The sequence below is a fragment of the Streptomyces sp. NPDC045022 genome (assembly GCF_056432605.1).
This window is the reverse complement of sequence record NZ_JBWKIR010000038.1, coordinates 20,138-43,221: the sequence shown is the minus strand read 5'-3', so window position 1 is coordinate 43,221 and position 23,084 is coordinate 20,138. Positions and strand designations below refer to the sequence as shown.

The window sequence follows — 23,084 nt, the reverse complement described above, 5'->3', positions numbered from 1 at the left end:
ACTGTAGATGCGTAGCGTCGACGGCACCGACGGACCACCAGCCGGAGAGGCGGGGCCTCATGCGCGCATACACCGACAGCACCGCCCCGGCCCCGGAGGGCCGCGGCCTCCAGTCGCCCGCCTACGGCGTTCCCTCCCTGGCCCTGCTGGCCCGCGCCGACCGCGGCTTCGCCCGGTTCCTCGGCCAGCACGGCGAGGACCAGGACGACGGAGCCGACGGCGGCGAGGACACCCAACGGTGACCGCCGGCCACCCGCGCGAAGACGCCCCAGCAGCGAGGCCCGCCATGCACACCAGCACCCACACGGTCCTGCACGACCCCGACGGCCTGATCGAGGCGGAGCTCCCGCTCGACCGCGAGCCGTACGAGAGCCTCGTCAAGGCCGTCCTCGCGTGGACCGGCGAAGACACGCTCACCACCCGCGACTACGAGCAGATCGCTCTCCAGCTCACCGGCCACGCCCGCGCGGTCGCCGCCGACGTCCGCCGCCGCGCCGACCAGCTACCCAAGGACAGCGGGCCCAAGGCGCTCGCCGACGTCGTCCTGCGCGAGGCAGAAGGCCGACTGTCCACGACGATCGAGGGCACCGTGCGCTGCGTCCAGAACCGCGCCCGCCTCGTCCGCGCCCTCTACGAACGCCTGGACCGCCTGGACGCCGCGCTCACGCAGGTCGTGTGAACACCCGCCCCGGCCACGGGCCCGGGGCCGCAACGAATGCGACCCTGACCGTGATGGTCGGGGCGACCACCGGCCCGACCATGAGGCCGACCATGCCGGGCGGGCGGCTCTGGACAGGGCGTGTCCGAAGTGACAGGGAATTCGAACAAGCGATCTAATGCCGGTATGGACGTGACCGACTTCCCCGACGACCTGGTGCAGACTGTCCTGTCTCACTGAACCTTGACCAATCTCAGCGAACCTTGACGGGCACCGCCCAGCCGAAGCTACCGCGATCCGCCTCAGAGATCAGGTGTGCAGGTGCTGCCGCACGATGCGTACGAACTCGCTGATCAGTTCGTACATCTCGCTGGCCTTGCCTTCGGATGCGTCGTACGCCTCCTGTGTGATGCCCTCCACTGGCCAGCTCCCGAGAAACGGGATGGCGGATGAGGCTTGTGTGACTCGCGCGGCGGCTTCGCGGATCTCGGCGTCGGCCTCCAGCTCAACAGCAAGGAATGCCGTCAGCATTGGGAGGGACGACTCGTAGAAGACCCTGGCGATTTCGTCCGTGTCACGGTGGTAGCCACGCTGGTCGTACATGAGCAAGGCGTTATACCTGTGCACAGCATGTACGCGGCGGCGAGCGGCATCAGCGAAAGCGATACAGCAGTCTCGCAGGAGGGTGCGCTTCCACTGTTCGCGCTGTGCTTCACCTTGACGCTCTGCCTGTTGGACCATCGCTTCTGCCTGCTGCTTCATGCCGTTTCGGCCGAGCCAGGCGGCGGCGACTGCCGCACTCCCGCCAGCGAGCGCTCCGACGGCTGCGCCGAGGAGTCCCGCTATGCCCTGGTCCAAAGGCCCTCCGTGTCAGCGTGTCGGTACGGACCCCATCCTGGACTGCCACTAGCGGAACCGGTCAAGGTTCGGTGAGATCGATCAAGGTTCAGTGAGACGGGACACAGACGCAAGCCGCCTGGAACGCCACCTACGAAGCGCTCACCGCACCCCGCCCCCGCGACACCGCCGCCCTGCGCCGCCGCCTGCTGCTCCTGTCCGTACGGCTGTGGTGGCACCCCTACTGGGAGACCGTCCCCTCGGTGCCGGCGGCACGCTCCGAGCTGCGCCACCTCACCCGCGCCCACGGAGCCGTCCGGGCCGCGTGACCGGTCGCCCCGGTCGACCAGGAGCATGAGGTTGCGCCAAGGGTTGCGCCTATCTGTTGCGCTGGATGTTGCGCTAGGCGTTGCGCGGCCCGCCAAACCGTCCCCGTGTCCGCGCAGGTCACCACGCCGTTTTGCCGTGGTCGGCCTGCTGACATCCCCGTTGCGGCTGCTCTGCCCATGTCCCTTGGCTGGAGTGAAGAGGAAGGGACGGGCGGGATGGGCGGCGCGGCCGCGGCCGGGGATCAGGGCGCGCTCAGCCGGTTGCGCGTCGGCCGGGGCCGCCGCGCCGCTGTCATCGTCACATCGGATCTCTTCCACCGTGCAACGACGAACCACTCGCCGTGCCGCTGGAAGACGTGGTGTCGAGTGTCGCCCGGCGCGTCGCGTAGTCTGCCGCGCGCGGTTCGCTACTGTCCCCCTGACAGGCCAGGGACGGCCTGGAGGCGAGCGATCCGCCCGGGCGGCGTCGCAGGAGTCTCAAGGGTGCGATGCCCGGTCCCGCAAGACGCGTTTCTCGATGTCCGTGCAGGCATTCCTCCACGGCTGCCGCCCGGGAGCAGCCGGAGCAGGAACCTCATGCCACACACGACCGACAAGCGGATCAGCAAGGAACTCGCGCGCCTTCTGTATCTGGGACGACTCCAGACAAAGGGCGGCCGCCCCACCCTGGACCCCACCGACCGCGGACAACTGGCCTTCCAGGCCCTCCTCTTCGAGTGCCTGATGAGCAACCATCAGCACCCGCACCCCCTGGAACAGCCGCGAAAGAGCGCGATGGCCAGCATCAGCGGCTATCTGAACGCCATCTGCCACCAGCCTGACCGTCTGGAGATCCACACCAACACGGCCTGCTGTGTCGCTGGCCGCATCCTGCCCTTCCTCCACGAAGACCACGGCGTGTGCGGCATCCCCGGCCTCCGGCTGATCGACCTCACCGGCCGGCGGGTGCGCCTGACCCACCTCCCCACAGGGGCGCGCCTTGACCTTGTGGACGCGCAGCGCTGGCACAACATGGATACCGCCCGCATGGTCTTCCGGCAGGAGACCGGCTGGCATCAAAAGGATGGGCGTTCACCGCTGTGGCGGCACAACGGCCTCACCGACGAAGAAGCCGCGCACCATGCGTGCTGGGCCTACACCGCCAGCACCCCGCTGCGCAGCGCCCTCCTCATGCGCTCCATGCCACTGTGGTACCGCTTTGACCTCAGTCCTGCCTGGGCCACTGGCCACGCCACGCGACCGGACCGGCTCGTCTTGGACGCCCGCTCCGACACTGAACACGATCAGGTCGTCGAGCTGCTGACGCGTTCCGCGGCCCGCATCCCAGGAGCCACCTACCGCGAGAAAACGCCCTGCTCCGGGACACTTCAGCTCGGCGCCGGCAGCGCGCAGCTGATCAGCAGCGACTAGGACGCCGTGGTGCGCTTCTTCTTCGCCTTCGGCTTGGCCGATGGCGGTGGTTCTTCTCCGGTGGCGCCGTTGTTCATCCGGGCACTGGCTTCCAGGACCTGGTCGATGATGCGGCGGCGCATCTCGCTCTCGGGATCCTCGCCCAGGTCTTGGGCCAGGCGCTCCGCGGTCAGGTAGTAGCCGGTCAGGACCGGCTGCTCGAAGTAGCGGTTGAGCTGGCTCAGGGTCTGCCCGTACATCTGCAGGTAGGTGCGGTTGAGGAAGGCGGAGAGCGCCGCAGCGACGCCCGCGATGGCGGCGACGAACACCTTGGTCTGGCCGTTGGCGAAGTACAGGCCGGCGGCGAAGCAGCCCACGATCACCAGCAGACCCAACGCCATGGCCCGTTGCGAGGACCGGAAGGACCGGTCGGCTTGATCGGTTGCGATCCGGTGGTATTCGTCGATCTGGGACTGGTTGAGTTCCAGGAGCGTGGCCAGAGGCGTGACGGTCTTGAGGTCCGCGAGCTTCTGCGCGTCGATCTCCTTCTGCCGTTCGGCTGCCTCTTCAGCCGCCTGCACCTGGAGGTCCTCCCGGCGGATCTGTTTGACCAGCAGGTAGATCGCGGTGCCTGCGACCGCCGTCACTGTGACGCCTATCAGGATCCAAAGCCATAGCGGCACCGCGCCCACGCCACCATTGCCGATGGCCAGGATCGCCACAGCCGCAACGGCCAACAAAGGGAAAAGGGACGGTTGGGAGCCTGATCGGCGATAGTGGCCGCCGCGGGCTGTGGGTGCGCTTGGCAAGGAACCCCCTGGACTTCTGCGTACGGCGCCACGGCCGTGCAGTGATCAGTTCAACCGGCTGAGTGTGGCAGCCAGCCATCTCCCCGCCCAGCAACTGACCAGCCAACAAAGGGCGCACGGGCAGTCAACGGGTACACCGGCATCGACCGCCAGGCGCTCAAAGAACGGCTTGTCCGCTTCACCACGACGCCTGCCTTGCTCGGCTGATCGGGTGATGCCCGCTTGGCTTTGTCCACGAGAACGGACCGCACTTCGACAGCGGTTCGGGAGGCACTCGGCCGCCGCACCAGGACGGAATGTTCACGAGTTTCGACAGCATCGTGCCGTACTCGAAGTCCGCGTTCGTCAGTACCTCGTCGGCCGTTCGACTCGTCCGACCGGTCAGGAGGGCGCGCCGGCCAGGACTTCCACCTTGCCGGTGTCGAGCGAGTAGTAGGCGCCGACCACGGCAAGGTCGCCCTTTCCCACGAGCGGGGCCAGGTCCTGATTGGATCGCAGATCGGCCGCGGTCAACTTGACCTGGGCGCGGGCCATGGTCTCGACGGGATCGGCGCCACCCTCCCGGACGGCCTGCTCGTACGCCGGTTGCAGGGCCTTGACGATCGCCTGCAGGTTGCCGGGCAGCGGTTTGCCATCACGTAGGGACGTGTACGCCGCCTTGACGGCGCCGCAACGCTGATGCCCGAGGACCACGATGAGCGGGGTGCCACTCGTCATAGGCCCGTACTCGACAGAGCCAGTGACCACCGGGCCGACCGCCTCCCCGCCGGTGCGCATCACGTAAAGGTCACCCAGGCCGGTATCGAAGAGGAGCTCAGGTGGCACTCGGGAGTCGATACACGAGAGGATTGCCCCAAAAGGCTCCTGCTCCTGGGCCACGAACTGACGCCGGTTCGGATCCCGGTCGGGGTGTCGGAGATCTCCGCTGACCCAGCGCTTGTTGCCTTCCATCAGCCGCGCGAATGCCGTGGCGGGCGTGGTGGGCCGCGCTGTCGGCGAAACGCTGGTCGCCGACGAGGCGGCCCTCGTCGATGAGCACCCCGCGAGCGCGACCGCGGCGCCCGCAAGTCCGCCGACAAGCAGCGATCTACGATCCGGATGTCCGGCTCTGTCCATCGGTCGGTTCCCCTCGATGCCGCTCAGACACGTCCCTGCGTGTCGACCAGGCCAATGGTCCAGCGCGGTGTGGGTGCCGTCGCAGCAGGCACAAGCGGGCGCGGGCTACATTTGCTCCGGACAGCCCACAGAACCAGCTCGGGCGGCGGCGTGAACCTCTGATGCCGAGATCCGCCCTGCCCGACTCGAATGCCGAGGGCCGGGTGCTGTCCGTTCTCGGGCTCTGGCTCAATTTCCGTGATCGCGTGGCTGTGAGTGACACCGGTTGGGTAGGCAGCGACACTTTTCCGTATGCGCGTGCTGCCCGGATGTCGACCGAGAGCTGCTGACGGACGAACGAGTCTCAGTCAGCAAGGTCTCTCGCTTCGTAGCTGGCCAGCCCCAGGGCAAGCAGGGGCGGCACCAGTGCGTTCAGATACCAGGCCATGTCCGTGAGGGCTGGTTCTCCGGAGAGGCTCCGCCGGTCGATCGTCGGGATGAAGGAACAGTGCGATCGGCCAGCATGAAAAAGTAGTTGGCCACCGGTTTCTGCAGTTGAGTGATAGATGCAGACACCGACGTGGTGGTCGACGTTGGCCGGTGAATCAACCAAGGTCAGGACCTCAGCTGCCTGGTCGGTTGAAGTTGACTGCCAGTCGAACAGACCGTCGTTGTTGACCACGTAGGAGATACCAAGCGGTTCCTGCAGCGACCACCCCTCACCGGCCAGAGCTCGCACCACGGCGTCTACGGTGACGGCGCGTGCGAACACGAGATCGATGTCGGCGGTCCTGGACACTCGCGGCTCCTGCGGTGGGGGTGATCGTTGTCGGAAGCGTTTCACGTGTTGGCATCCGTCAAGGAGCGAGGAGTACTCGTTTCCGCAGGAGTGCGAAGCCGGCTCGGCCGAACATCTGGCGTTTGAGCATCTTGATGCGGTTGACGTGCCCTTCCACGACGCCCGAGTTCCAGGGCAGCGTGAGCCCGGCGGTGACCGCAGCCCGGTCGCGATCGATGCCGGCGGCGAGGGTGTGGAGACCGGGCAGGTCGTCCTGGCGGACTGCGTCGAGCCAATCGGGCAGCCGTTGGCCCTGTCGCTCGGTGAGGATCTGGGCGAAGGAGCGGACATGTCCGGCGAGGGCTTCAAGTTCGGGACAGTGGGCCATGACGGCCTTGAGCCGGAGCTGATCGACCTCGGAGAGGGAGTGGGGGTGGCGCAGGATCCAGCCGGCGACGGTGCGGGGCGAGGGCGGGGGTGCGGTGCCCGGATCGACCGAAAGGCGTTTGGTGCGGAAGTAGGCGCGAACTCGCTGGTAGCTGCCTTTGTAGCCGAGTGGCACGATCTCCTCCCATGCCTTCCATGCGTTGGTGCAGCCCTGGTTCCAGCGGTCGTCCAGGTAGGTCCTGTACTCGTCGAGGACGAGGGGCGGCCCTGCCACTGGCCGTGGAAGAGGTCTTCCGGGGTGATGGCGTCGGCGAGGAGCTTGACCGTGCGGTAGGTCATCCCGAGCTGGCGTTGGATCGCGCGGCGGCTGTGGCCGGCCGCCAGCAGGGCGTGGACGGCGGCATGGTTGGACCGGGTTCTGTCGGCGAACCGGTGGCCGGTGGGCCACGGTGAGCCAGTGGGGTCAGCTGGTTCTTCTGGTTGTTTGACCTGTTGGGATGGCTCGGGTGCCATGCCTCGCAGGCAGCCCCGATGGTCGGCGACGCACCGTTCGGCGGCTTCGCTGAGGTTGTGCCACAGGTGCCAGCGGTCCGCGACCTGCGTTGCCTGCGGTGCCCCGATGGTGGCGCCTTCTGCGAAGAACGGAGCCCGGTCCCGGCAGACGACCTCGATCCCTGGCCTCTTGGCCAGCCAGGCGGCCAGGCTCGATGCCTCCCGGTCTGGCAGCAGGTCCACCGGTCGTCGCGTTTCGACGTCGACCAGCACCGTGCCGTAGTGCCGGCCTTTGCGCGTCGCGTACTCATCGACGCCGACCACTCTCGGGGCTGGCAGATCCGGTTCGGGCAGCGCCTCGACGAGCCGCAACACCGTGCTGCGGCTGACAGACACCCCAAGGACTCCAGCCATCCGAGCTCCCGCCCGGCCGGCCAGGGCGAGGCCGACTGCCGCCAGCGTCGAACGCAGACGCTCGGTCCACCGGCCATATCTCCGGGTCAATCCCGGCACCTGCTCAACGAACGTCCGTCGCCCGCACGAAGCGACGGGGCAGGCGAAGCGACGGACCCGAAGGCAAAGCACCACCCGGCGCCCTGCGCTGGGGACATCCGCAGGAAACCGCAGGTAGGAGCTATGAACCCGGATCGACCAATTCCCGCAGCCCGAACACGCTGAACCGGTCGTTGTGCTGCGGGCCTCGACTCGTAACGTCTCGCTGCTCACGTCCACCGACACCACCGACACGTCCGCGATCGACGGGAACAGCAACTCCTCCAGTGGGACGCCCACTTCTTCCACGGTCCCGAACTGTCAGGTACCCGAGGTCACCACTGATCATTTTCGGGCGACTTTCAGGAGCCCAACACGACCATGAACCGTGACTCAGCGTGCGCAGGTCACGGAAATTGAGCCAGAGCCCGTTCTCGTGAACATCAACCTCGGCCCGATCCGGGTGCCTCCCGAGACGATGAACAACCGCTGTCGAGACTCGCGAACAAAGCCAGCCCGCTACTGGCTTCGATGCGAGGCCCCGGCGCGTGGCGTTGACCGGGTGACAGCGAGAAGGAGAGCGGACATGGCAGCGAGCAGGCGGCGGGAACCGGAGCGGTTCTCCTACGACGACATCCGGGACGCGATGGTGGAGATCCTGGAGAAGGAGCACGGCATCACCACCAGCCGCTACCACGACCGGCCGTTCCGGCCGGCCTGCCACCTGATCCACCAGGACCATCCCCTGGAGCGACGTAAGCCGCGGGGCAAGCTGCCTATTGATCTTTTCGTAAGTTCAGTGGCTGTGGTGGGTGGATGGTGAGTCCGGTGTGGGCGAGGAAGGACCATGGCAGTTGTGGGTTGTGGTTGATGCGGTGGATGCCTTGCTCGGTGGCGTCGGCGACATCGGCGAGGTGGTCGCCGGCGAGGTTGGCGAGTTCACGTTTCTTGAGCGAGGACCACAGCAGTTCCACCGGGTTCAGCTCGGGAGCGTAGGCGGGTAATCGTTCCAGGGTGAGCCAGTCCTGTTCGGCGACCCAAGCCCGCATCGCCCGGCTCCAGTGGGCGGACAGGCCGTCCCAGACCAGGACCACTCGCTCGCCGCGGTAGAACACCTTCATCTGCTCCAGGACCTCGATGAGCCCGGCGGTGTCGTAGCTGCCGGGCTTGAGGTGGAAGCACAGGCGGGCCCCTCGATCGGGGTCGGTGGAGTGGTATCCCAGGGCCCCGGCCATCGACGCCCGCTTCCAGTTCAGCCGGTGCCGCAGGAGCGGAGTCCGTCCTCGGGGCGAGTAGGTGCGGCGGATCTGAGGGAGCAGGGAGACGCCTGATTCGTCGAGGAAGACGATCCAGGCACGTGTGTTCACGGCCCCTTTTTGATGCGCGGCCACTCGTGCGCGATCCAGCGGGCGATCTCCGACTCGTCCCGCTCGACCGCCCGCCGCTCGGGCCGTTGCAGGCTCCATCCGAGCCGGCCGGTCAGCAGCCGCCACACCGACGCCCTCGACAACACCACCCCCGTTGCCCGGGTGACGACCACGCCGACTCGCTCCAAAGTCCACAGGTCGGCCTCGAAACCATGAGCCTGGGCACCTTGCTCCAACGCGGCCCGGACCATCTCGACCTGGGTGTCGTCCAGCTTGGGTGGGCGTCCGGTGGCTGCCCGTCTCCGCAGGCCCGAAGCACCGTCTTGCTCCCACACCCGCCGCCAACGCCGCACACTCTCAGCACACACCCCCACCGCCCTCGCGATCTCCGCATTCGAGACGCCGCCCTCGAACAACTCGACTGCCCGAACACGACGCGCCTCCGCCAACTGAGGCCGCGACAAAGGAGGAAGGGAGGAGCCGGCAACCGAAGGGGAAGGTTGATACGCCACCCCGACAGCCTCCCACCCACACGCCCACCACACCCACTGAACTTACGAAAAGATCGGTAAGAGGTCGTCTCGATTGGTGGATCGAAGTCCAGGTGACCCGGCGGACTGCGCCTCTCGGCGTTGGTGCGACGATGCGGAGATGCGCGACCACAATGAACTGATCAACGTCGACGACCCTGCATGGCCGCTCCTTCTTCAGGAGCTGTCCGGCACCGACGTACCAGTTGAGGTGCTGGTCGGCGATCCGGTGGCAGGCCGAGCCTCCCTGCTGCAATTGCAGGTCTCCGCCCGGTCGAATTTGGGCGGCATCGTACTGAACTGCGGCGGTCTGCTCGTGGACGGTGGATGGCTTCGGATCTTTGGAAGCCCGAGCGACGCCGGACTGCCTGGCCTGGCCGAGGTCAACGCGATGCCCTCGACATTCGATCCCTCATGGCGGCCTGGTGCTGGTCTCGTGGTTGCGCACGACGTGCTGGGCGGGGTCTTCGCCCTCAACGGGGGTAACCCCCGTGAGGCCGGTCGGCCCGGCGAGCCAGGCGAGATCCTCTACTTCGCCCCTGATGCGCTCGGCTGGGAGGCCTTGGGCGCCGGCCATTCAGCGTGGCTGTCCTGGATCTTCTCTGGAGGACTCCAGGAGTTCTATGAAGGCCTGCGGTGGGACGGCTGGCGCAGTGAAGTCTCAGTGCTGGACAGCGGGCAGGGACTGTCGTTCTTCCCGCCGTTGTGGTCGGCCGAGGCCCGCCAGGATCTGTCGGCGACCAGCCGTCGCGCGGTGCCCATGGCGGAACTCCTTGCCATGAGCCGCGACTCGTGCCTTCAGTTCGACGGCGCCGACCCGGGCTTCCTCGGAGTCGCATGAACTGGCTCACCCGTCCAGACGCCGATAGCAGATGAGGGTGGCGGCGATGCCGGCGAACGCGAGGAAGTGTTCGGCCTTGCGCTCGTAGCGGCGGTGCAGACGGCGGCATCCAGCGAGCCAGGCCACCGTTCGCTCCACGGTCCAACGGTGGCGGCCCAGGCGCTGAGAGGATTCGACGCCCTTCCGGGCGATGCGCGGGGTGATGTTGCGGGAGCGCAGCCACCGTCGCAGGTGGTCGTAGTCGTACCCCTTGTCGCCATGGAGTTTGGCGGGCCGTCGTCGACGCGGTCCGCGGCGGGAGCGGATGGGCGGGATGCCCGGACGAGGGGTTCGAGGCCCTGGCTGTCGTGGGTATTCGCGCCGGAGATCCCGATCGAGAGGGGCAGACCGGACCGCTCGGTGATCAAATGAATCTTTGAGCCCTTCTTGCCACGATCTACGGGATTCGGACCTGTCAGGGCCCCCCTTTGAGGGCCCGCATGTTCACCGAGTCGACCGCGCAACGCGACCAGTCCAGTTCCCCGCGGGCACCGAGTTCATCCAAGACCACACGGTGGAGCTTGCCCCAAACCCTGGCTCGGCTCCACTCGGTGAACCGACGGTGCGCGGTCGCTCCAGACGGACCGAAGACCGGTGGTAGCTGCCGCCAGGTACAACCCGTCGTGGCCACGAACATGATCGCCGCCAGCACCTCGCGATCACCGTGCCGCCGTCGGCCACCGCCCTGCGGACGCACCGGAGCAGCCGGGACCACCCGCTGAAACAACTCCCACAACCCGTCCGGAACCAGACGCTCCACCCACGTCATCACAACAGCCAGCCTAGCGATCAAGCCAGTTGAGACGACCTCTTATCGGGGAACCAGACGGCACAAAGTGTGGTACGGAAAAGGCTGCCTGACGGGCATTCAGGGGAGAGGCGTGACAATTGCGGACCTATCGGTCACTACGAGCGACGCACCGCGCCCGCCGACCACCCGGACGCCCGCACCATTCGACCCGGCGACTGAGGCCCGACTGAACCGGCTCGACCACGAGGCCACCGCCCACGTGTCGAAGATCAGCCCCAGTTCGCGGCAGCGGCACACCAGGGAGTGCACGGAAACGCCCCAGGTCCGGCGCAGGCTCGCCAGATGTCCCAGGTCCATCCGACGCGGAAGGCAGAGGGTGGTGCGTTGGGCGTGAGCGTGGACGCTGTGGTGGATGCGGCGGGCGAGGAGGGGTATGAGCCGGTCGGTGACCTCATGGAGGGGGACGAATTCGTTGGCGCGGAGTTCGTCGGGCTGGAGTTGGATGGCGGCGAGTTGCTCGGGGGTGAGGTGTCCGCCGTCGTAGATGAAGACCAGACCGCGCTTCCTTCAGGCCTGCTCGACGCTCTTCCGGTACATCCGGTCACCGCTGCCGTACCGGTGGCAGTAACCCTGACACCGAGCGCAGCACCCTAGTTGCTCCAGCGAGTGCCTTGCTGTCAGTTTCCGTAAGTGACGAGAAGGATGAAGCCGACGGTGAAGAGCGCGAACACCAGCAGGCAGCCGAGTAGCTGCCGGGCCTGTGTGTCCGCCCGCCGGGCCTCGTGCCGGGCCAGGCCTTGCGCGACAGCCCGCGCTATTTCCTCCTCGTTCACGTCTGCCTACCCCTTCGATCTGGCTCCAGTTGGAGCCGTTGCGTTCGAATATTTGCGTGTTGTCTTGCCTGTGCCTGCAGGGCCTCACGGGTGCTTTCTCCGGCGCAGGGCTACCGGTGCCGGGCTGGGGCGTCAGCGCTCGCGGCGCAGTGACACCCGGAGGTTGTCGTTGTCGTCGCGGCTCAGGAAGAGTCCCGTGCCTTTCACGCTGGTCGCGTAGGGCACATTGGTGCCAGTGCCCAGGACCTTCGCAGAGTCCGGGCCGGCGGTGAGGTCGATCTGGGCGACGACCGGATCGTTCTTGGCGGCCGAGTCCTCCTGGACCGCGCCGTATGCTGTTCCGTCGTCGCGGATGGATGTGATCGCGATCGACTTGCGGTCTCCGTCTTGCGCCAGGCAGATGCCCTTCTTCCGTTGCAAGTCGAAGGCAAGGGGGCCGGCGGCGAGGTAATGGCCGTCGGGTGAGGTGACCACCGCGTACTCGCGTTTTGCACCGGCGTTGCTCCCGCCGATGTCGTTCCCGAGACCGTATCCGCAGGTCATGGTCGCTTCAAGGTGTCCCGTGCGGACGTCGTGCACGGACCACACCGGATCGGTGTCGGAGCCGTCCTTGCCAGCGGTGGACCAGCCGGCGAGGAGATGACCGTCGCTGACGCCGTAGACCATGCCGTTCCAGGTCTCAAGGACGCCGGCTCGGGCGGTCACGCCGTTCGGGCGCACGGCGTCGCTGAACCAGCGGCCCGGAATGCCGAAGCCTCCGTTGCCCATACCGACCAGCGGGCCGTCGGGGGTGGCTGCCATTACCCGGCTGCCCGAGCAAACGTCGGCCTGCGCGCACTGGGGCAGGAGGCCGTCAGCATTGTCGTAGGCGACGGTCTTGCCCGTACCAAGGTCCACCGCGAACGACGCATCCGGGTACATGCCCTGTGCGCCCCAGCCCACCAGCACCCGGCCGCCCTCCGCACTCACATGCACCTCCCCAGGGTTCGCCCTCACCGGTACGTCGATCTGCCGCAGCGGCTTCACCGATGCACCTGTGGCGTCGGCGGAATACACCGCGAGGCGTACCACCTCGGTGCCCTTGTGCAGAGCGTCCTTACCGCGCAAACCGTGGGCGTACGCGACGATGTACTCGCGTCCGTCCTGCTCTACGGCCATCACATCGGGGATCTCTGCAGCTTCTCCTTCCGCCGCGTCACCGGCTGCACCTTCCAGCGGCGTCGGCGGATTCCACGGGGCCGACGTCCAGTGAACCCGACCGGTGTCGGCGGTCTGCACCTTGATCGTGTAACCGTTGGAGGCAACGTGCATCAGGGCGACCTCGCCCGCGCGGGGCGCCACCGTCACCGGCAGGGTCCTCACCGACCCGGGCACCCAGTTCAGCGTCTCGTCCCACCCCTTGCCCGCATCGTAGGCGGCTGGCACGCCCAACTTGGCGAGCGGCTTGGCCTGGTGGAAGGAATCCAGAGCGCCGTTCTTGCCGCTCCCGTGGGCGTCACCATTTCCACCGTCGCAGCCCGCCACCGAGACGGCCAGCAGCAGAATTGTTCCCGCGACTGCACCCGCACGCATACCGTGTGCTCCCCCTCTGCCCCCGTGACAGTCTCTCCGACCGCCGGTGATCAATCGATCGCCGACGGTACCAGGGGCCAGGCGCAGATCCACTGCCGCGCAGGGGAGTTGGCTGTTTCTCAGCCCCCGGGGCTCCATGCCCGGGACCCTGGCCGTGCGCCCCCGACAGAACTTCCTCCGGACCTGTCCTGTCCCGGGGCCTTGATCGCCACACTGTCCCCCGTCCTCGGCCTGACAGTGCAGCAGGTCGTCCGTGTGACCCGCTCGCGCAACGCGACGACCTCCGGGAACCGCGTCACAGCGGCGGCTGACAAGGAGGACGGCGCCCCGTGACAACGCCCTTTGGATCACCGGCGCCGGCCTCCGGGCCGACACCGGTACGTCCCGGACGCAAGCTCGGCCCGATCGCGGACAGCGTGGGCAGTTCCCACCGGGCCTGGCTGGAGCCGACGCGATGCCGCTACATCGCCAGCGGCCGCACACTCAGCGACCTGAGCGATCACGTTCTGCTGGCCAAGTCCAAGCTCTCCGAGCTGCTGCGCGGCGTAGGCCACTACCCGCGGTGGGAAGTCATCCACCGCCTGTCCACCGCACTGGACATCCCCAACTGGCCCCTGTACCGCCTGTGGCGGCAGGCGGCCCTTGACATCGGCAAGACCCGGGAATGGATCGAGCGATCCAGCGAGGGCGCTTCGGCTACCACCGACAGCGCACCACCCATCGAACACGGTCCGTTCCGGCTCATGATGGAAGACGACTACCGCTACTACGCCGAGGTTTTCCTCCCCACCGAGGTGTGCGACGCCGCAGTCGAAGACACCTTCGCCATCCTCTGGCTGTCCTGGGACGACGCCCTGGCCAGCCCGGATATTCGCCGCTACGCCTGGAAGATCCTGCTGGCCACCGTCATGGCCAAGGCCACCTACCGCGACAACCTCCCCGAGATGGAAGACGCGGTCTTCGACACCGTCGCCCTGCGCGGCCACCCCTCCGCAGCCGGCCGTACAGCACAGCTGACGGAAAGCCTGGAGCTGTTCAAAGCAATCAGCAGACTGCCCGACGCTCAACTCGACGTCATGGTGCTCCGCTACCTTTGCGGCGCCACCGACGAGCAGGCCTCCCATCTCCTCGGTGTGCCGCTGGCCGCCGTACGGTCCGACGAGCGTCACGCTTACCGCTTCCTGAAGAGCGCCGTCACCCTGCCGCCCGAGACCGAAGGACCCGCCACGTGACACCACCTCAAGAAATCCTGTCCAGGGCACTGCTGGTCCGTGACCGCGCCGTACCACGCGACGTCGTCCCGCCCAGCCGCCCCGACCACTGCCCCCACGCCGCTGTCCGGCCAGCGAAAGCCGACCAGGTGGCGAACACGGCCGCGGCGAAGGACCTGCGCGCACTATGCGAAGTCCTCCGGCGGTCGGCGCGTTCGTCACCGACCAGGTACCCGAGCCTCACAGCGCGATGGTTCTGGCCTGCGTCCTGCAGCTGACCGACACCGACGACGGCGCCCGCTTCTGGTGGCAGTACGCCGCCGGCGCCGGTCAGGCCGCCGCCGCATACTGCCTCTACCTCCATCACCTCTCGCTGGGAGAGGACGACGCTGCCCAGTGGTGGCACCGCCAGACCGGTGCCGTCCAACCCCCGCCCTCCACCGACAGCCCCTCCCCCCGAGGCCGTATCGAAGAAGCCCCCACCAGCACACTCCTGCGCATCCTGCGGCACCTGGCCGCGAAGACCTCCCGCCGGCCACGCTCCGCCGCAGTCACCGAACTCATGAAGTTCCTGCCGACCGCTGTCCCTGTCGGTGCAACTCTCTGCGCGGCCGCCGCGAGCTTCAGAAGGCGCGGGGCGGGCCAGGCCGGGTTCCACCGCCAGGCCGACCACGCGGCGGCGTCCGCGAAGGGTCCGGAGCGTTCGGCGAGCATCGCGAGGGCCTGGTCACGGGCGGCGTCCACGGCCTGGTGCTCGGTGTCGGTGACGATGTCGAGCCGCCGCACGTGCGCGTATTCGTCTTCGTCCTTCCACTGCCAGCTGGTCAGGTCGGGGTCGACGACCAGGTCCACGGTGAGGTCGAAAGTGTCGAACCCGTCGCCGGTGCGGACGGTGGGGCGCTCGGAGTTCACGTACCAGTTCCGCAGGCCGGCGTTCGTGTAGAAGGCGTTGACGCTGAACCAGGCCGCCGGTGGCTTCCACAGCAGCAGCTCGGTCTCCTGCCACACCGCGTCCGGGAGCTTCCACGTCCCGGTGGCCATCGCGTCGAACGCTTCCGCGCGCACTGACCGGTCGCCGTCGGCGCGGGCCTTGACGTACAGGGCGGGCCAGCGAGTCTCGGCTCCCGGCGGGCAGGCGGCCACCAGGGCCTCGCTGGTGTCGGCGACGACGCGCAACGCGTGCTCGCTCCACACGCGCCCCGAGCCGTGTACATCGTGCCTGACGACCGTCTGTCCGGTCTCGAAGCTGCGCACCCGTTCCTCCTTCGCCGTGGCCGGGTCTCGGCGCGTGGTCTCCAGCCCAGCGCCGAGCAGGCGGCCTGGGCAAGCCCCCGTTCGGGGGGAGGCTTGTCGAGGGTCGCCTTCGGCTTGCCCGGGTCAGGTCCGCCGGCGGAACAGCCCCGGCGGGGCTTGCCCGCTTCCTGGCCGTCGTCCCGTTGCCTCCACGGGAAGGGGGAGGCGCCACCGGTCACGCTGTCCTCCCGGCTCGCCCACCGCCACTCCCCAGCGCCGCACAGGCCGGGCAGCCGCTTGCCCCGGCTGGGGATCAAGCGGCCAGGACTTCCCGCAACTCGCGTACAGCGCGCTCGTGGTGGAGGTGCGCGGGGATTGCCTCGTACAGGTCCAGCGCGCGACGCCGGACCAGTCCAGTGCGGTAGTCGCCGGGCAACGCCGTCAGGGTGGCGACCGCACGGCGGCACGCCTGCTCGGTGTCGCCGTCGTGATGGGAGCACGCCGCCGCGTCGATGTTCAGCAGAGTGCGCGTCATCGTGCTGGTCGGCGCGGACAGCTCCAGCGCCCGCTGCTGGCTCTCGTTCGCGCGGCGGGTGTCCCCGAGAGTGGTGAAGGCGTGGCTCAAGTGCACGTGGTGCTTCTGCTCGCCGTACGTCAGCCACGTGTCCGACCGCTCGCCGGCAGGGAGGCGTTCCATGAGCGCGTCGGCGGCCGCGAGCGCGGCGCGGGCCTGCTCGCTCTGGTGGTTGAGGGCGTAGGCGCGGGCGGCGACGGCGGCCGCCAACGTCGCGGCGGCCGTCGGCCGATGCCCAGCAGCGTGGCGAGCCCGTTCGGCAAGGTCGGCCGCAGCTTTGGGTGCGCCGTAGTTGAGCGGGACCATGGCTTCTCGTGCCAGCACCCAGGCGTGCAGCTGGTCGTCGTCGGATTCGGCGGCGGTCCGGGCGGCGGTGGCGAACCAGGCGCGGGACTCCTGGCGGCTGCCCAGGTCGTGTAAGACGATCGCGGTCATCCCGGCCATCTGCCCGGCCGTCCGGCACAGCCTGGCCCGGACGGGTGCGGGCTGCGGGACGGTGAGCAGCGGGCGCAGGGTCGTGAAGTCGGTGACCAGGTCGGCCAGGACGCGGGTGGGCTGCTGTCCGTGGTAGCCGTATCCGTAGCTCTCGGCTGCGGCCTCGAGGTCGGCCAGGTCCTGGGGAGTATCGGGGGAGAGGGTCTGGTCGACGTCGGTCCGGGCGGCGGTGAGCGCGGCGAGGGCCGGAGCGGTGAGGCCGACGGCCAGCGCGCCACGCAGCAGGTTACGGCGCTTCATCGGATCTTCTCCATGGTCGGGCTCCGTGCTGAGAACGGCGGTGTCCTCCCAGGGTTGCGCAGCAAGCCCCAGTAGGGCACCGGGAATGCGCAGTCCGCCGGCGACTCGCTCGACAGTCGTAAAGGCGGTGACAGCTGTGGCGCCCGCGCCAGCACCCAGCCGGGACGGCCGCAGTGGCCCCAGCTCCCAGGGCACGCTGGTGCGGCGGGAGCTTGCATCGGCGGTCACCCTCGCGGGTGACGATGAGCATGGTGACCCCTTAACAAGCCATCTCAATTGGTGAGTCGGCGGTAGCAGATGAGAGTGCATGCGATGCTGGTGAAGGCCAGGAAGTGACTCGCCTTGCGCTCGTAGCGACGGTGCAGACGCCGGCACCCCGCGAGCCAGGCCATGGTGCGTTCGATTGTCCAGCGGTGTCGGCCGAGGCGTTGGCTGGAGTCTGTTCCCTTGCGGGCGATCCGTGGCGTGATGTGGCGGCTTCGTAACCAGCGCCGCAGGTGGTTGTAGTCGTACCCCTTGTCGCCGTGGAGCTTTCCTGGCCGGCGCCGTCGTCGGCCGCGCCGCGAGCGGATCGGTGGTATGCCCTGCACGAGTGGGATCAGGGCCTGGCTGTCGTGGACGTTGGCCGGAGATGCCGATGGACAGGGGCAGACCGGTGCGTTCGGTGATCAAGTGAATCTTCGAGCCGTACTTGCCCCGGTCCACAGGATTCGGGCCTGTCAACTCCCCCTTTTGAGGGCCCGCATGTTCACGGAATCGATCGCGCAGCGGGACCAGTCCTGCTCACCGCGAGCACCCAGCTCGTCGAGGATCAGGCGGTGAAGCTTTGCCCACACCCTGGCCTTCGACCATTCGGCGAAGCGCCGATGAGCCGTGGCTCCCGACGGTCCGAACGAGGCCGACGGCAGCTGCTGCCACGTGCAGCCCGACGTCGCGACGAACACAATCGCGGCCAGCACTTCCCGGTCTCCGTGCCGACGTCGGCCGCCGCCTTGCGGACGAGTCGGCGCCTCCGGCACGACCCGCTGGAACAACTCCCACAGCTCATCCGGCACCAGCCGCTCAACGATCTCCACACCCGCAGGCTATCGAACACGCCAAATGAGATGACCTGTAAGAATGGTGGTGGTCCGGGAGGACTGGGTGTAGCTGATGGTGACCTGCCGTTGATGGCTCCGAGTGAGTGGCTGCCCGGTTCTCCGGGACGCTCCGGCCGCTGATTGAGAACTGCGGTCATCGCTGGTTAAGGGCTTGGCGGCGGAGTGTTCCCGGACCCTGAAGGCGTGCTGCTTCCTGGGAACGGAGCGATGACGGTGATGGAACGTCATGAGCAGGTCTGGGTCGGCGTCGACGCCGGCAAGGCCCATCACTGGGCTGTCGGAGTCAACGCCAACGGAGAGAAGGTGTTTCGAGGAAGGTCGTCAACGGTGAAGACGAGATCCTGGACCTGATCGTCGCAGCGTGCGAGATGGCTAACGATGTGCGATGGGCGGTCGACATCTGCGGCCGGGCCTCAACGTTGCTGCTTGCACTGTTAATCGCCAACGGCCAGAGCGTGGTGTACGTGCCTGGACGCACAGTCAACCGAATGTCCGGCGCCTACCGCGGCGAAGGGAAGACTGACGCCAAGGACGCCCTGGTCATCGCCGACACCGCGCGTATGCGCAGGGACTTCACACCCCTGAGCCTCCCGAACGAGACCGTGGCAAATCTCCAGCTGCTCACCGCGCATCGAGCTGACCTGATCGCCGACCGGGTACGACTGATCAACCGCCTGCGGGATGCCCTGGTAGGCATCTGCCCCGCTCTGGAGCGGGCCTTCGACTACTCAGCGGCCAAGGGGCCGGTCGTCATGCTGACCGAGTACCAGACCCCGGCCGCCCTGCAGCAAGCCGGCGTCAAGCGGCTCGCGGACTGGCTGGCACGACGTGCGGTCCGCAGCGCCGCCGAGGTCGCCGCCCGAGCGGTCGAAGCTGCCCGATCCCAGGTGACCGCTCTTCCGGGCGAAAGGTGGGCCGCCAAACTCGTATGCGACCTCGCCCACCAGCTCCTGATGCTCGACGAATGGATCAAAGACACCGACCGGGAGATCCGCGAAGCCTTCCGCCTCGACGAGCGCGCCGAAGTCATCGAATCTCTCCCTGGCATGGGCCCCATCCTCGGGGCCGAGTTCCTCGCCATCGTCGGAGACCTGTCCAGCTACGCAGACGCCGGCCGCCTTGCCGCCCACGCGGGACTGGCCCCGGTGTCACGCGACTCCGGCCGCCGGACCGGCAACCATCATCGGCCCAAGCGCTACCACCGCCGCCTGCGACACGTCCTCTACATGGCCGCCCAAACCGCCATGATGCGCCCCGGACCCTCCCGAGACTACTACCTCAAAAAACGCGCCGAAGGACTGATCCACACCCAGGCACTGCTCGCCCTCGCACGCCGCCGAGTCGACGTCCTATGGGCCATGCTCCGTGACAAGAGGCACTTCACCCCCACCCCACCAGCCACCCAATCGGCTTGACACCATCATTGAGACTCACTCGACCAGGGCATGGGGCAGATCGAGTGCGGCAGAATACGGACGCAACGGGGCCCCTGTGCCAGTGAGTTGAGACTTCGAACACCTCCCCCAACGGCACGAGAGCCTGGCATCGATCCTGTCACCCGATCAGTGGCCATGCTGAAAGAGCTCAGTAACTGACGTCCACCCCCTGCCACCCCACCGCACAGTCACAGGTGACGGTCCGCCAGCCGGCGTCCACCCGCGTCGGTGACGATGAGGTTCCATGCAACACCGTCGCCGTCATCTCCGTCCCACCATGTCGCGAACGTGTCGGCAAGGTGCCGTACGGCGCTGGTCGCGTCCGTGGGGGAATACGTCGTGGACAGCTCGACGTCGTACTCGGTGGTGCCGAGGTGCACGAGAGTGACTCGCTTAACGTGGCGGGCGGTATCAGCCGCGCCATTGTCCGCGGCCCAGTCGAGGAAGCGGCCGCGCAGGGCGGGGGCGTCCTCGCGACGGGTGACGGGGCCGCCTGGGGGGCGGGACGCGCTGTTGCCGACGCCCTGTTTGCAGCCAAGTACCCATGCCCCGCGGTCCTGAGCCACTACTGCCGACGGCCTTGCGGTTAGCGACCGGCGTACACACCCACCGTTTACCTCGCGGACAGCGCTCCCTTTGCCGCCGTGGTCATAGATGCGCTTGCCTGCTGCGTATCCGGCCTTGAAGGCCGCAGCGTAATCGGGAACGGACGAAGACGCGGACTCGCTCGGGGATGAGGAGGACGCGGACGGACGTGGGGAAGAAGATGCTGAACTGGACGGGCCGGAGCATGCGGCCACGATCAGGCACAGTCCTGCTGCCGAGATCGGTACTACGAGTGCCCGTAAGAGCCAGTCGGTCCGGATGCGCGCGGAGTGCGGTGTCGTCGCCATGTTCAGTCAGATGCTGATCTGTGCAATCTGGTTGCCTGCCACTACACAGCGTGATTTCTCGCACACACGAGCCACGTTCAGGTGTTCGACGCTATACGATGCTGGGCTTGCGCAGATCACGCGCGAACCTGGGCTGCTGACCACAGCCCCAAGCGACCATTCCAGGGGGAAAGTTGAGGCTGAGACATAGCCTGCTCACCGTCACTCTGACGGCCATCGCGTTACTGACGTCCGCACCCATGACGTCCACCCTCGCGTGGGCCGCTCCGACACCCACGCCCACGCGGTCATTATCCGAATCCTCGCCTGCTCCTACTCCGACGATTACGGCGTCGGACTCCGCCCTCTCTCCGGCTCCATCGTCGCCCGCCTCCGACGACGTCGGCACGACCGTCACGCCCACACCGACGGCAAGCAGTAGCACCGACGACGCTGCCACGCCTACACCGGCAGCCAGTCCCTCCGCAAGCAGCGACGCCGACGATGACGCCACTGCCCTGGAGCGGTACTGGACCGCCGAGCGCATGGCCGACGCCATACCTATCGAGGAGGACCAGGCACGCACAACAGGGACGCCCAGCAGCCCGCGCAAGCGGACACAGACCTCGCCGTCGCATCACTTCGGCGGCATCAAGGAAGTCGGCACCTTCTACTGGGACGAGCGCCGCAACGGCGAGCTCTATCACCGCTACTGCGCAGGCACTGTAGTGCCATCCCCGGGCCACGACCTCGTGCTGTCCGCAGCGCACTGCTTTGACGACCAGGACCAGCAGAAGAAACTGGTCTTCGTTCCAAAGCACAGCCACGACCACCCTGCGCCCTTCGGGCTGTTCCCGATCAAGGTGGGGCAGATTTACGCTGACCCCCGCTACCTGCACAAGGGTGGTGACCAGGAATACACCGACCTTGACTTCGCCCTGCTGAAGACCGAACCCCGATCAGACGGCAAGAAGCTCCAGGACGTCGTCGGAGCAATTCCCATCGGCTACGGCACCGGTTTCGATCACCCAAAGACCCGGGTGATTGGTTACCCCTGGTTGGACAACGGTGATCCACACTACAAGCCGAAGCAGGACCCGCTTGACTGCACCTCGCCGATGAAGAAGTTCACCACGGGGGAGGCGGACGGCTGGAAGGGCGGAACTTTCTCGCAAATCGACTGCGACGGCTACGTCTCGGGTACGTCCGGCGGCCCATTCATCATCGGCGGCGACGACCCCCAAGTCGTAGGTGTAACCGGCGGCTGGCAGACCGGGGGGCACAAAGCGGACACGTCCTACTCCTCCTACTTCGACAGCGACCTCAAGCGGATCTACGACGCCGCGGTGGCGGGGAAGAAGCCAGCCCCTGTCGTGCTGCCAGCCGCGTCAACGTGGAAACACGCCAAGGACATCGCTTCCGGCTATTTCGCGCTGAACGGGCCAGTCTCAGAAGACCACATGGACATGTTCGTCCTGTGGTCGGACGGGGAACTGACGATCTACCGCGGCGCGGGCAAGGGTCTGAACTACTTTGACAAGGAGATCAGGGTCCAGAAGCCGAACAAGCTGTGGGCCGATCACGCCAAGCAGGTTGTGGCCGGCGACTTCACTGGTGACAACGGTTCTGACCTGCTCGTGCTCTGGTCGGACGGTGAGGTCACGCTGTACCCATCGGTGGACGAGCACGGCTTCCATGGCGAGAAGCGGATCGTCGCACCCAGCGCGACGTGGAAGCATGCAGAGGAGATGACCGCCGGCCGTTATGGCGGAAACAAGTGGCAGGACGACCTTGTCGTGCGCTGGTCCGACGGCGAATTGACGGTGTACCAGAACACTGGGACCAGCCTTGGCAAGGAAATCAAGGTCGTCAACCCGAACAGGCTGTGGACTCACGCGGTCGAGATCGGTTCCGGTGACTACACGCAGGGCGACACCTGGGATCTCGTGGTGCGCTGGTCGGACGGTGAGCTCACGCTGTACGACGACTTCACCGGCACTGGTGACACCTGGGGCGAGCACAAGTGGAAGGCCCCCAACAACCTGTGGGAGCACGCCATGCTCGTCACGGGCGGGGACTTCAGCGATAACCCGTGGCCGGACGACACGCTCGTCCGCTGGTCGGATGGAGAGCTGAGCCTCTATACCGAGGGCAACAAGTCTGGGATCGGCAAGGAAAACACCCTCGTCAAGCCCTAGAGTCCGACGCTGAGCCGCGTGTCGCGCGGCACGCCCGGAGCGGGTGTGCCGCGGGCTATCAGTCCCCGTATGGATTCCTTTCGGTGAGTGCTCTCGGAGTGCGAGCACATCGTGCTTCAGCCGTGGCCGGTAGGGCTAGTAGACCGAGCCTGGGGTGGGTTCGCTCGGGTGCGGTGTGGGGGCAGCGATCTCCTGTCGACGAAATCTTGTGGTGCTGCGGGCGCGTTCGCGTTGCCAGGCGGATACGTGTCCAACCGTGATGGAGCGAAGAGGACGTTTTGCCTACCTCGGGTCTCAACTGTATGCATCGGCTTTCTGCTGATGGGGCGCACGCTCCCAGAGTTGCTGTGTGTACCACCTGCCGGCGTTGTCATTGCTTCCCTTGCACCAGGAGGTGCCATGCACTCTGCTCGGTTGTCTCGGGCTGCTCTGTTCACCGCACTGCTTCTCACCCTCGGCGCCTCCACGAGTCCCGTTGGCCGCCCTGCCGATGCCGCCCGACCTGGTGCGGCTTCGGCAGGGGACG

19 protein-coding genes and 4 pseudogenes are annotated in these 23,084 nt (G+C 67.3%); 9 read left to right on the top strand and 14 right to left on the bottom strand.

Annotation, left to right across the window (positions count from 1 at the left end):
* The first annotated feature begins 59 nt into the window (after nt 1-59).
* Both AC07C1_RS37175 and AC07C1_RS37170 read left to right on the top strand, forming a co-directional pair.
* On the top strand, nt 60-242 hold the full coding sequence (locus AC07C1_RS37175) for a hypothetical protein (protein WP_478946470.1): 183 nt from the start codon (nt 60-62) through the stop codon (nt 240-242).
* 44 nt (nt 243-286) lie between these two features.
* Nucleotides 287-679 (top strand): DUF6415 family natural product biosynthesis protein, encoded by a 393-nt coding sequence (locus AC07C1_RS37170; RefSeq protein ID WP_478946468.1) that lies wholly within the window; start codon nt 287-289, stop codon nt 677-679.
* A gap of 288 nt (nt 680-967) precedes the next feature.
* Here the strand turns inward: AC07C1_RS37170 and AC07C1_RS37165 are convergent, their stop codons facing one another.
* On the bottom strand, nt 968-1,516 hold the full coding sequence (locus AC07C1_RS37165; RefSeq protein ID WP_478946466.1) for a hypothetical protein: 549 nt from the start codon (nt 1,514-1,516) through the stop codon (nt 968-970).
* An 884-nt stretch (nt 1,517-2,400) separates the two neighbouring features.
* Between AC07C1_RS37165 and AC07C1_RS37160 the strand changes: the two genes are divergently transcribed.
* Nucleotides 2,401-3,234, top strand: coding sequence for a hypothetical protein (locus AC07C1_RS37160; RefSeq protein ID WP_478946464.1), 834 nt, complete (start codon nt 2,401-2,403; stop codon nt 3,232-3,234).
* On the opposite strand, the gene AC07C1_RS37155 is transcribed toward AC07C1_RS37160, so the two are convergent.
* From AC07C1_RS37155 to AC07C1_RS37140, 4 genes and pseudogenes are all read right to left on the bottom strand, one after another.
* Nucleotides 3,231-3,935 carry a TRADD-N-associated membrane domain-containing protein gene (locus AC07C1_RS37155; protein ID WP_478946462.1) on the bottom strand — a complete coding sequence of 235 codons (705 nt, stop codon included), beginning with the start codon at nt 3,933-3,935 and terminating at the stop codon, nt 3,231-3,233. The two genes, AC07C1_RS37160 and AC07C1_RS37155, sit on opposite strands and share 4 nt — an antisense overlap.
* 468 nt (nt 3,936-4,403) lie before the next feature.
* Complete coding sequence (locus AC07C1_RS37150) at nt 4,404-5,138, bottom strand: carbonic anhydrase (protein ID WP_478946460.1); 735 nt, start codon at nt 5,136-5,138, stop codon at nt 4,404-4,406.
* A 343-nt stretch (nt 5,139-5,481) separates the two neighbouring features.
* Entirely contained in the window at nt 5,482-5,916 is a 435-nt protein-coding gene (locus tag AC07C1_RS37145; RefSeq protein WP_478946458.1) for a hypothetical protein, read from the bottom strand.
* 58 nt (nt 5,917-5,974) lie between these two features.
* Nucleotides 5,975-7,566: pseudogene (locus tag AC07C1_RS37140) on the bottom strand (ISL3 family transposase).
* Nucleotides 7,567-7,852: 286 nt separating this feature from the next.
* Here AC07C1_RS37140 and AC07C1_RS37135 point away from each other — a divergent pair.
* Entirely contained in the window at nt 7,853-8,089 is a 237-nt protein-coding gene (locus tag AC07C1_RS37135; protein ID WP_478946456.1) for a hypothetical protein, read from the top strand.
* On the opposite strand, the gene AC07C1_RS37130 is transcribed toward AC07C1_RS37135, so the two are convergent.
* Together AC07C1_RS37130 and AC07C1_RS37125 are read right to left on the bottom strand one after the other, a co-directional pair.
* Nucleotides 8,043-8,633 carry an IS630 family transposase gene (locus tag AC07C1_RS37130; RefSeq protein WP_478946454.1) on the bottom strand — a complete coding sequence of 197 codons (591 nt, stop codon included), beginning with the start codon at nt 8,631-8,633 and terminating at the stop codon, nt 8,043-8,045. The genes AC07C1_RS37135 and AC07C1_RS37130 overlap by 47 nt on opposite strands.
* Nucleotides 8,630-9,145, bottom strand: coding sequence for a winged helix-turn-helix domain-containing protein (locus AC07C1_RS37125; RefSeq protein ID WP_478946452.1), 516 nt, complete (start codon nt 9,143-9,145; stop codon nt 8,630-8,632). The genes AC07C1_RS37130 and AC07C1_RS37125 overlap by 4 nt, the downstream gene beginning before the upstream one ends.
* A 139-nt stretch (nt 9,146-9,284) precedes the next feature.
* On the opposite strand from AC07C1_RS37125, the gene AC07C1_RS37120 reads away from it, so the two are divergent.
* Nucleotides 9,285-10,004 (top strand): DUF2625 domain-containing protein, encoded by a 720-nt coding sequence (locus AC07C1_RS37120; protein ID WP_478946450.1) that lies wholly within the window; start codon nt 9,285-9,287, stop codon nt 10,002-10,004.
* Between the two features lie 6 nt (nt 10,005-10,010).
* Here AC07C1_RS37120 and AC07C1_RS37115 read toward each other — a convergent pair.
* Nucleotides 10,011-10,812: pseudogene (locus AC07C1_RS37115) on the bottom strand (IS5 family transposase).
* Nucleotides 10,813-11,184: 372 nt separating this feature from the next.
* Here AC07C1_RS37115 and AC07C1_RS37110 point away from each other — a divergent pair.
* Nucleotides 11,185-11,448, top strand: a complete 264-nt coding sequence (locus AC07C1_RS37110) for a hypothetical protein (protein WP_478946448.1) — start codon at nt 11,185-11,187, stop codon at nt 11,446-11,448.
* 23 nt (nt 11,449-11,471) lie between these two features.
* Here AC07C1_RS37110 and AC07C1_RS37105 read toward each other — a convergent pair whose 3' ends face one another.
* Entirely contained in the window at nt 11,472-11,627 is a 156-nt protein-coding gene (locus AC07C1_RS37105) for a hypothetical protein (protein WP_478946446.1), read from the bottom strand.
* 132 nt (nt 11,628-11,759) lie between these two features.
* Nucleotides 11,760-13,199, bottom strand: a complete 1,440-nt coding sequence (locus AC07C1_RS37100) for a hypothetical protein (protein ID WP_478946444.1) — start codon at nt 13,197-13,199, stop codon at nt 11,760-11,762.
* 329 nt (nt 13,200-13,528) lie between these two features.
* On the opposite strand from AC07C1_RS37100, the gene AC07C1_RS37095 reads away from it, so the two are divergent.
* Entirely contained in the window at nt 13,529-14,431 is a 903-nt protein-coding gene (locus tag AC07C1_RS37095) for an RNA polymerase sigma factor (RefSeq protein ID WP_478946442.1), read from the top strand.
* A gap of 342 nt (nt 14,432-14,773) precedes the next feature.
* Here the strand turns inward: AC07C1_RS37095 and AC07C1_RS37090 are convergent, their stop codons facing one another.
* From AC07C1_RS37090 to AC07C1_RS37080, 3 genes and pseudogenes are all read right to left on the bottom strand, one after another.
* Nucleotides 14,774-15,664: a ribonuclease FAU-1 family protein gene (locus AC07C1_RS37090; RefSeq protein ID WP_478946440.1), complete on the bottom strand. Its 891-nt coding sequence runs from the start codon at nt 15,662-15,664 to the stop codon at nt 14,774-14,776.
* Between the two features lie 292 nt (nt 15,665-15,956).
* Nucleotides 15,957-16,952 carry a hypothetical protein gene (locus AC07C1_RS37085; protein ID WP_478946438.1) on the bottom strand — a complete coding sequence of 332 codons (996 nt, stop codon included), beginning with the start codon at nt 16,950-16,952 and terminating at the stop codon, nt 15,957-15,959.
* Nucleotides 16,953-17,224: 272 nt separating this feature from the next.
* A pseudogene (locus AC07C1_RS37080) lies at nt 17,225-18,022 on the bottom strand (IS5 family transposase).
* A gap of 246 nt (nt 18,023-18,268) precedes the next feature.
* Here AC07C1_RS37080 and AC07C1_RS37075 point away from each other — a divergent pair.
* Nucleotides 18,269-19,467 (top strand): annotated as a pseudogene (locus AC07C1_RS37075) (IS110 family RNA-guided transposase).
* Nucleotides 19,468-19,676: 209 nt separating this feature from the next.
* Here AC07C1_RS37075 and AC07C1_RS37070 read toward each other — a convergent pair.
* A complete protein-coding gene (locus AC07C1_RS37070; protein ID WP_478946436.1) occupies nt 19,677-19,868 on the bottom strand; it encodes a hypothetical protein in 192 nt (63 codons plus the stop codon).
* Nucleotides 19,869-20,905: 1,037 nt separating this feature from the next.
* On the opposite strand from AC07C1_RS37070, the gene AC07C1_RS37065 reads away from it, so the two are divergent.
* A complete protein-coding gene (locus AC07C1_RS37065) occupies nt 20,906-22,558 on the top strand; it encodes a trypsin-like serine protease (RefSeq protein ID WP_478946434.1) in 1,653 nt (550 codons plus the stop codon).
* Nucleotides 22,559-23,084: the final 526 nt, after the last annotated feature.

Bases quoted from the DNA above. Each gene is read 5' to 3' on its own strand.
- AC07C1_RS37175 (WP_478946470.1), top strand. From the start codon at position 60: ATGCGCGCATACACCGACAGCACCGCCCCGGCCCCGGAGGGCCGCGGC.
- AC07C1_RS37170 (WP_478946468.1), top strand. From the start codon at position 287: ATGCACACCAGCACCCACACGGTCCTGCACGACCCCGACGGCCTGATC.
- AC07C1_RS37160 (WP_478946464.1), top strand. From the start codon at position 2,401: ATGCCACACACGACCGACAAGCGGATCAGCAAGGAACTCGCGCGCCTT.
- AC07C1_RS37150 (WP_478946460.1), bottom strand. From the start codon at position 5,138: ATGGACAGAGCCGGACATCCGGATCGTAGATCGCTGCTTGTCGGCGGA.
- AC07C1_RS37135 (WP_478946456.1), top strand. From the start codon at position 7,853: ATGGCAGCGAGCAGGCGGCGGGAACCGGAGCGGTTCTCCTACGACGAC.
- AC07C1_RS37120 (WP_478946450.1), top strand. From the start codon at position 9,285: ATGCGCGACCACAATGAACTGATCAACGTCGACGACCCTGCATGGCCG.
- AC07C1_RS37100 (WP_478946444.1), bottom strand. From the start codon at position 13,199: ATGCGTGCGGGTGCAGTCGCGGGAACAATTCTGCTGCTGGCCGTCTCG.
- AC07C1_RS37085 (WP_478946438.1), bottom strand. From the start codon at position 16,952: ATGAAGCGCCGTAACCTGCTGCGTGGCGCGCTGGCCGTCGGCCTCACC.
- AC07C1_RS37065 (WP_478946434.1), top strand. From the start codon at position 20,906: ATGGCCGACGCCATACCTATCGAGGAGGACCAGGCACGCACAACAGGG.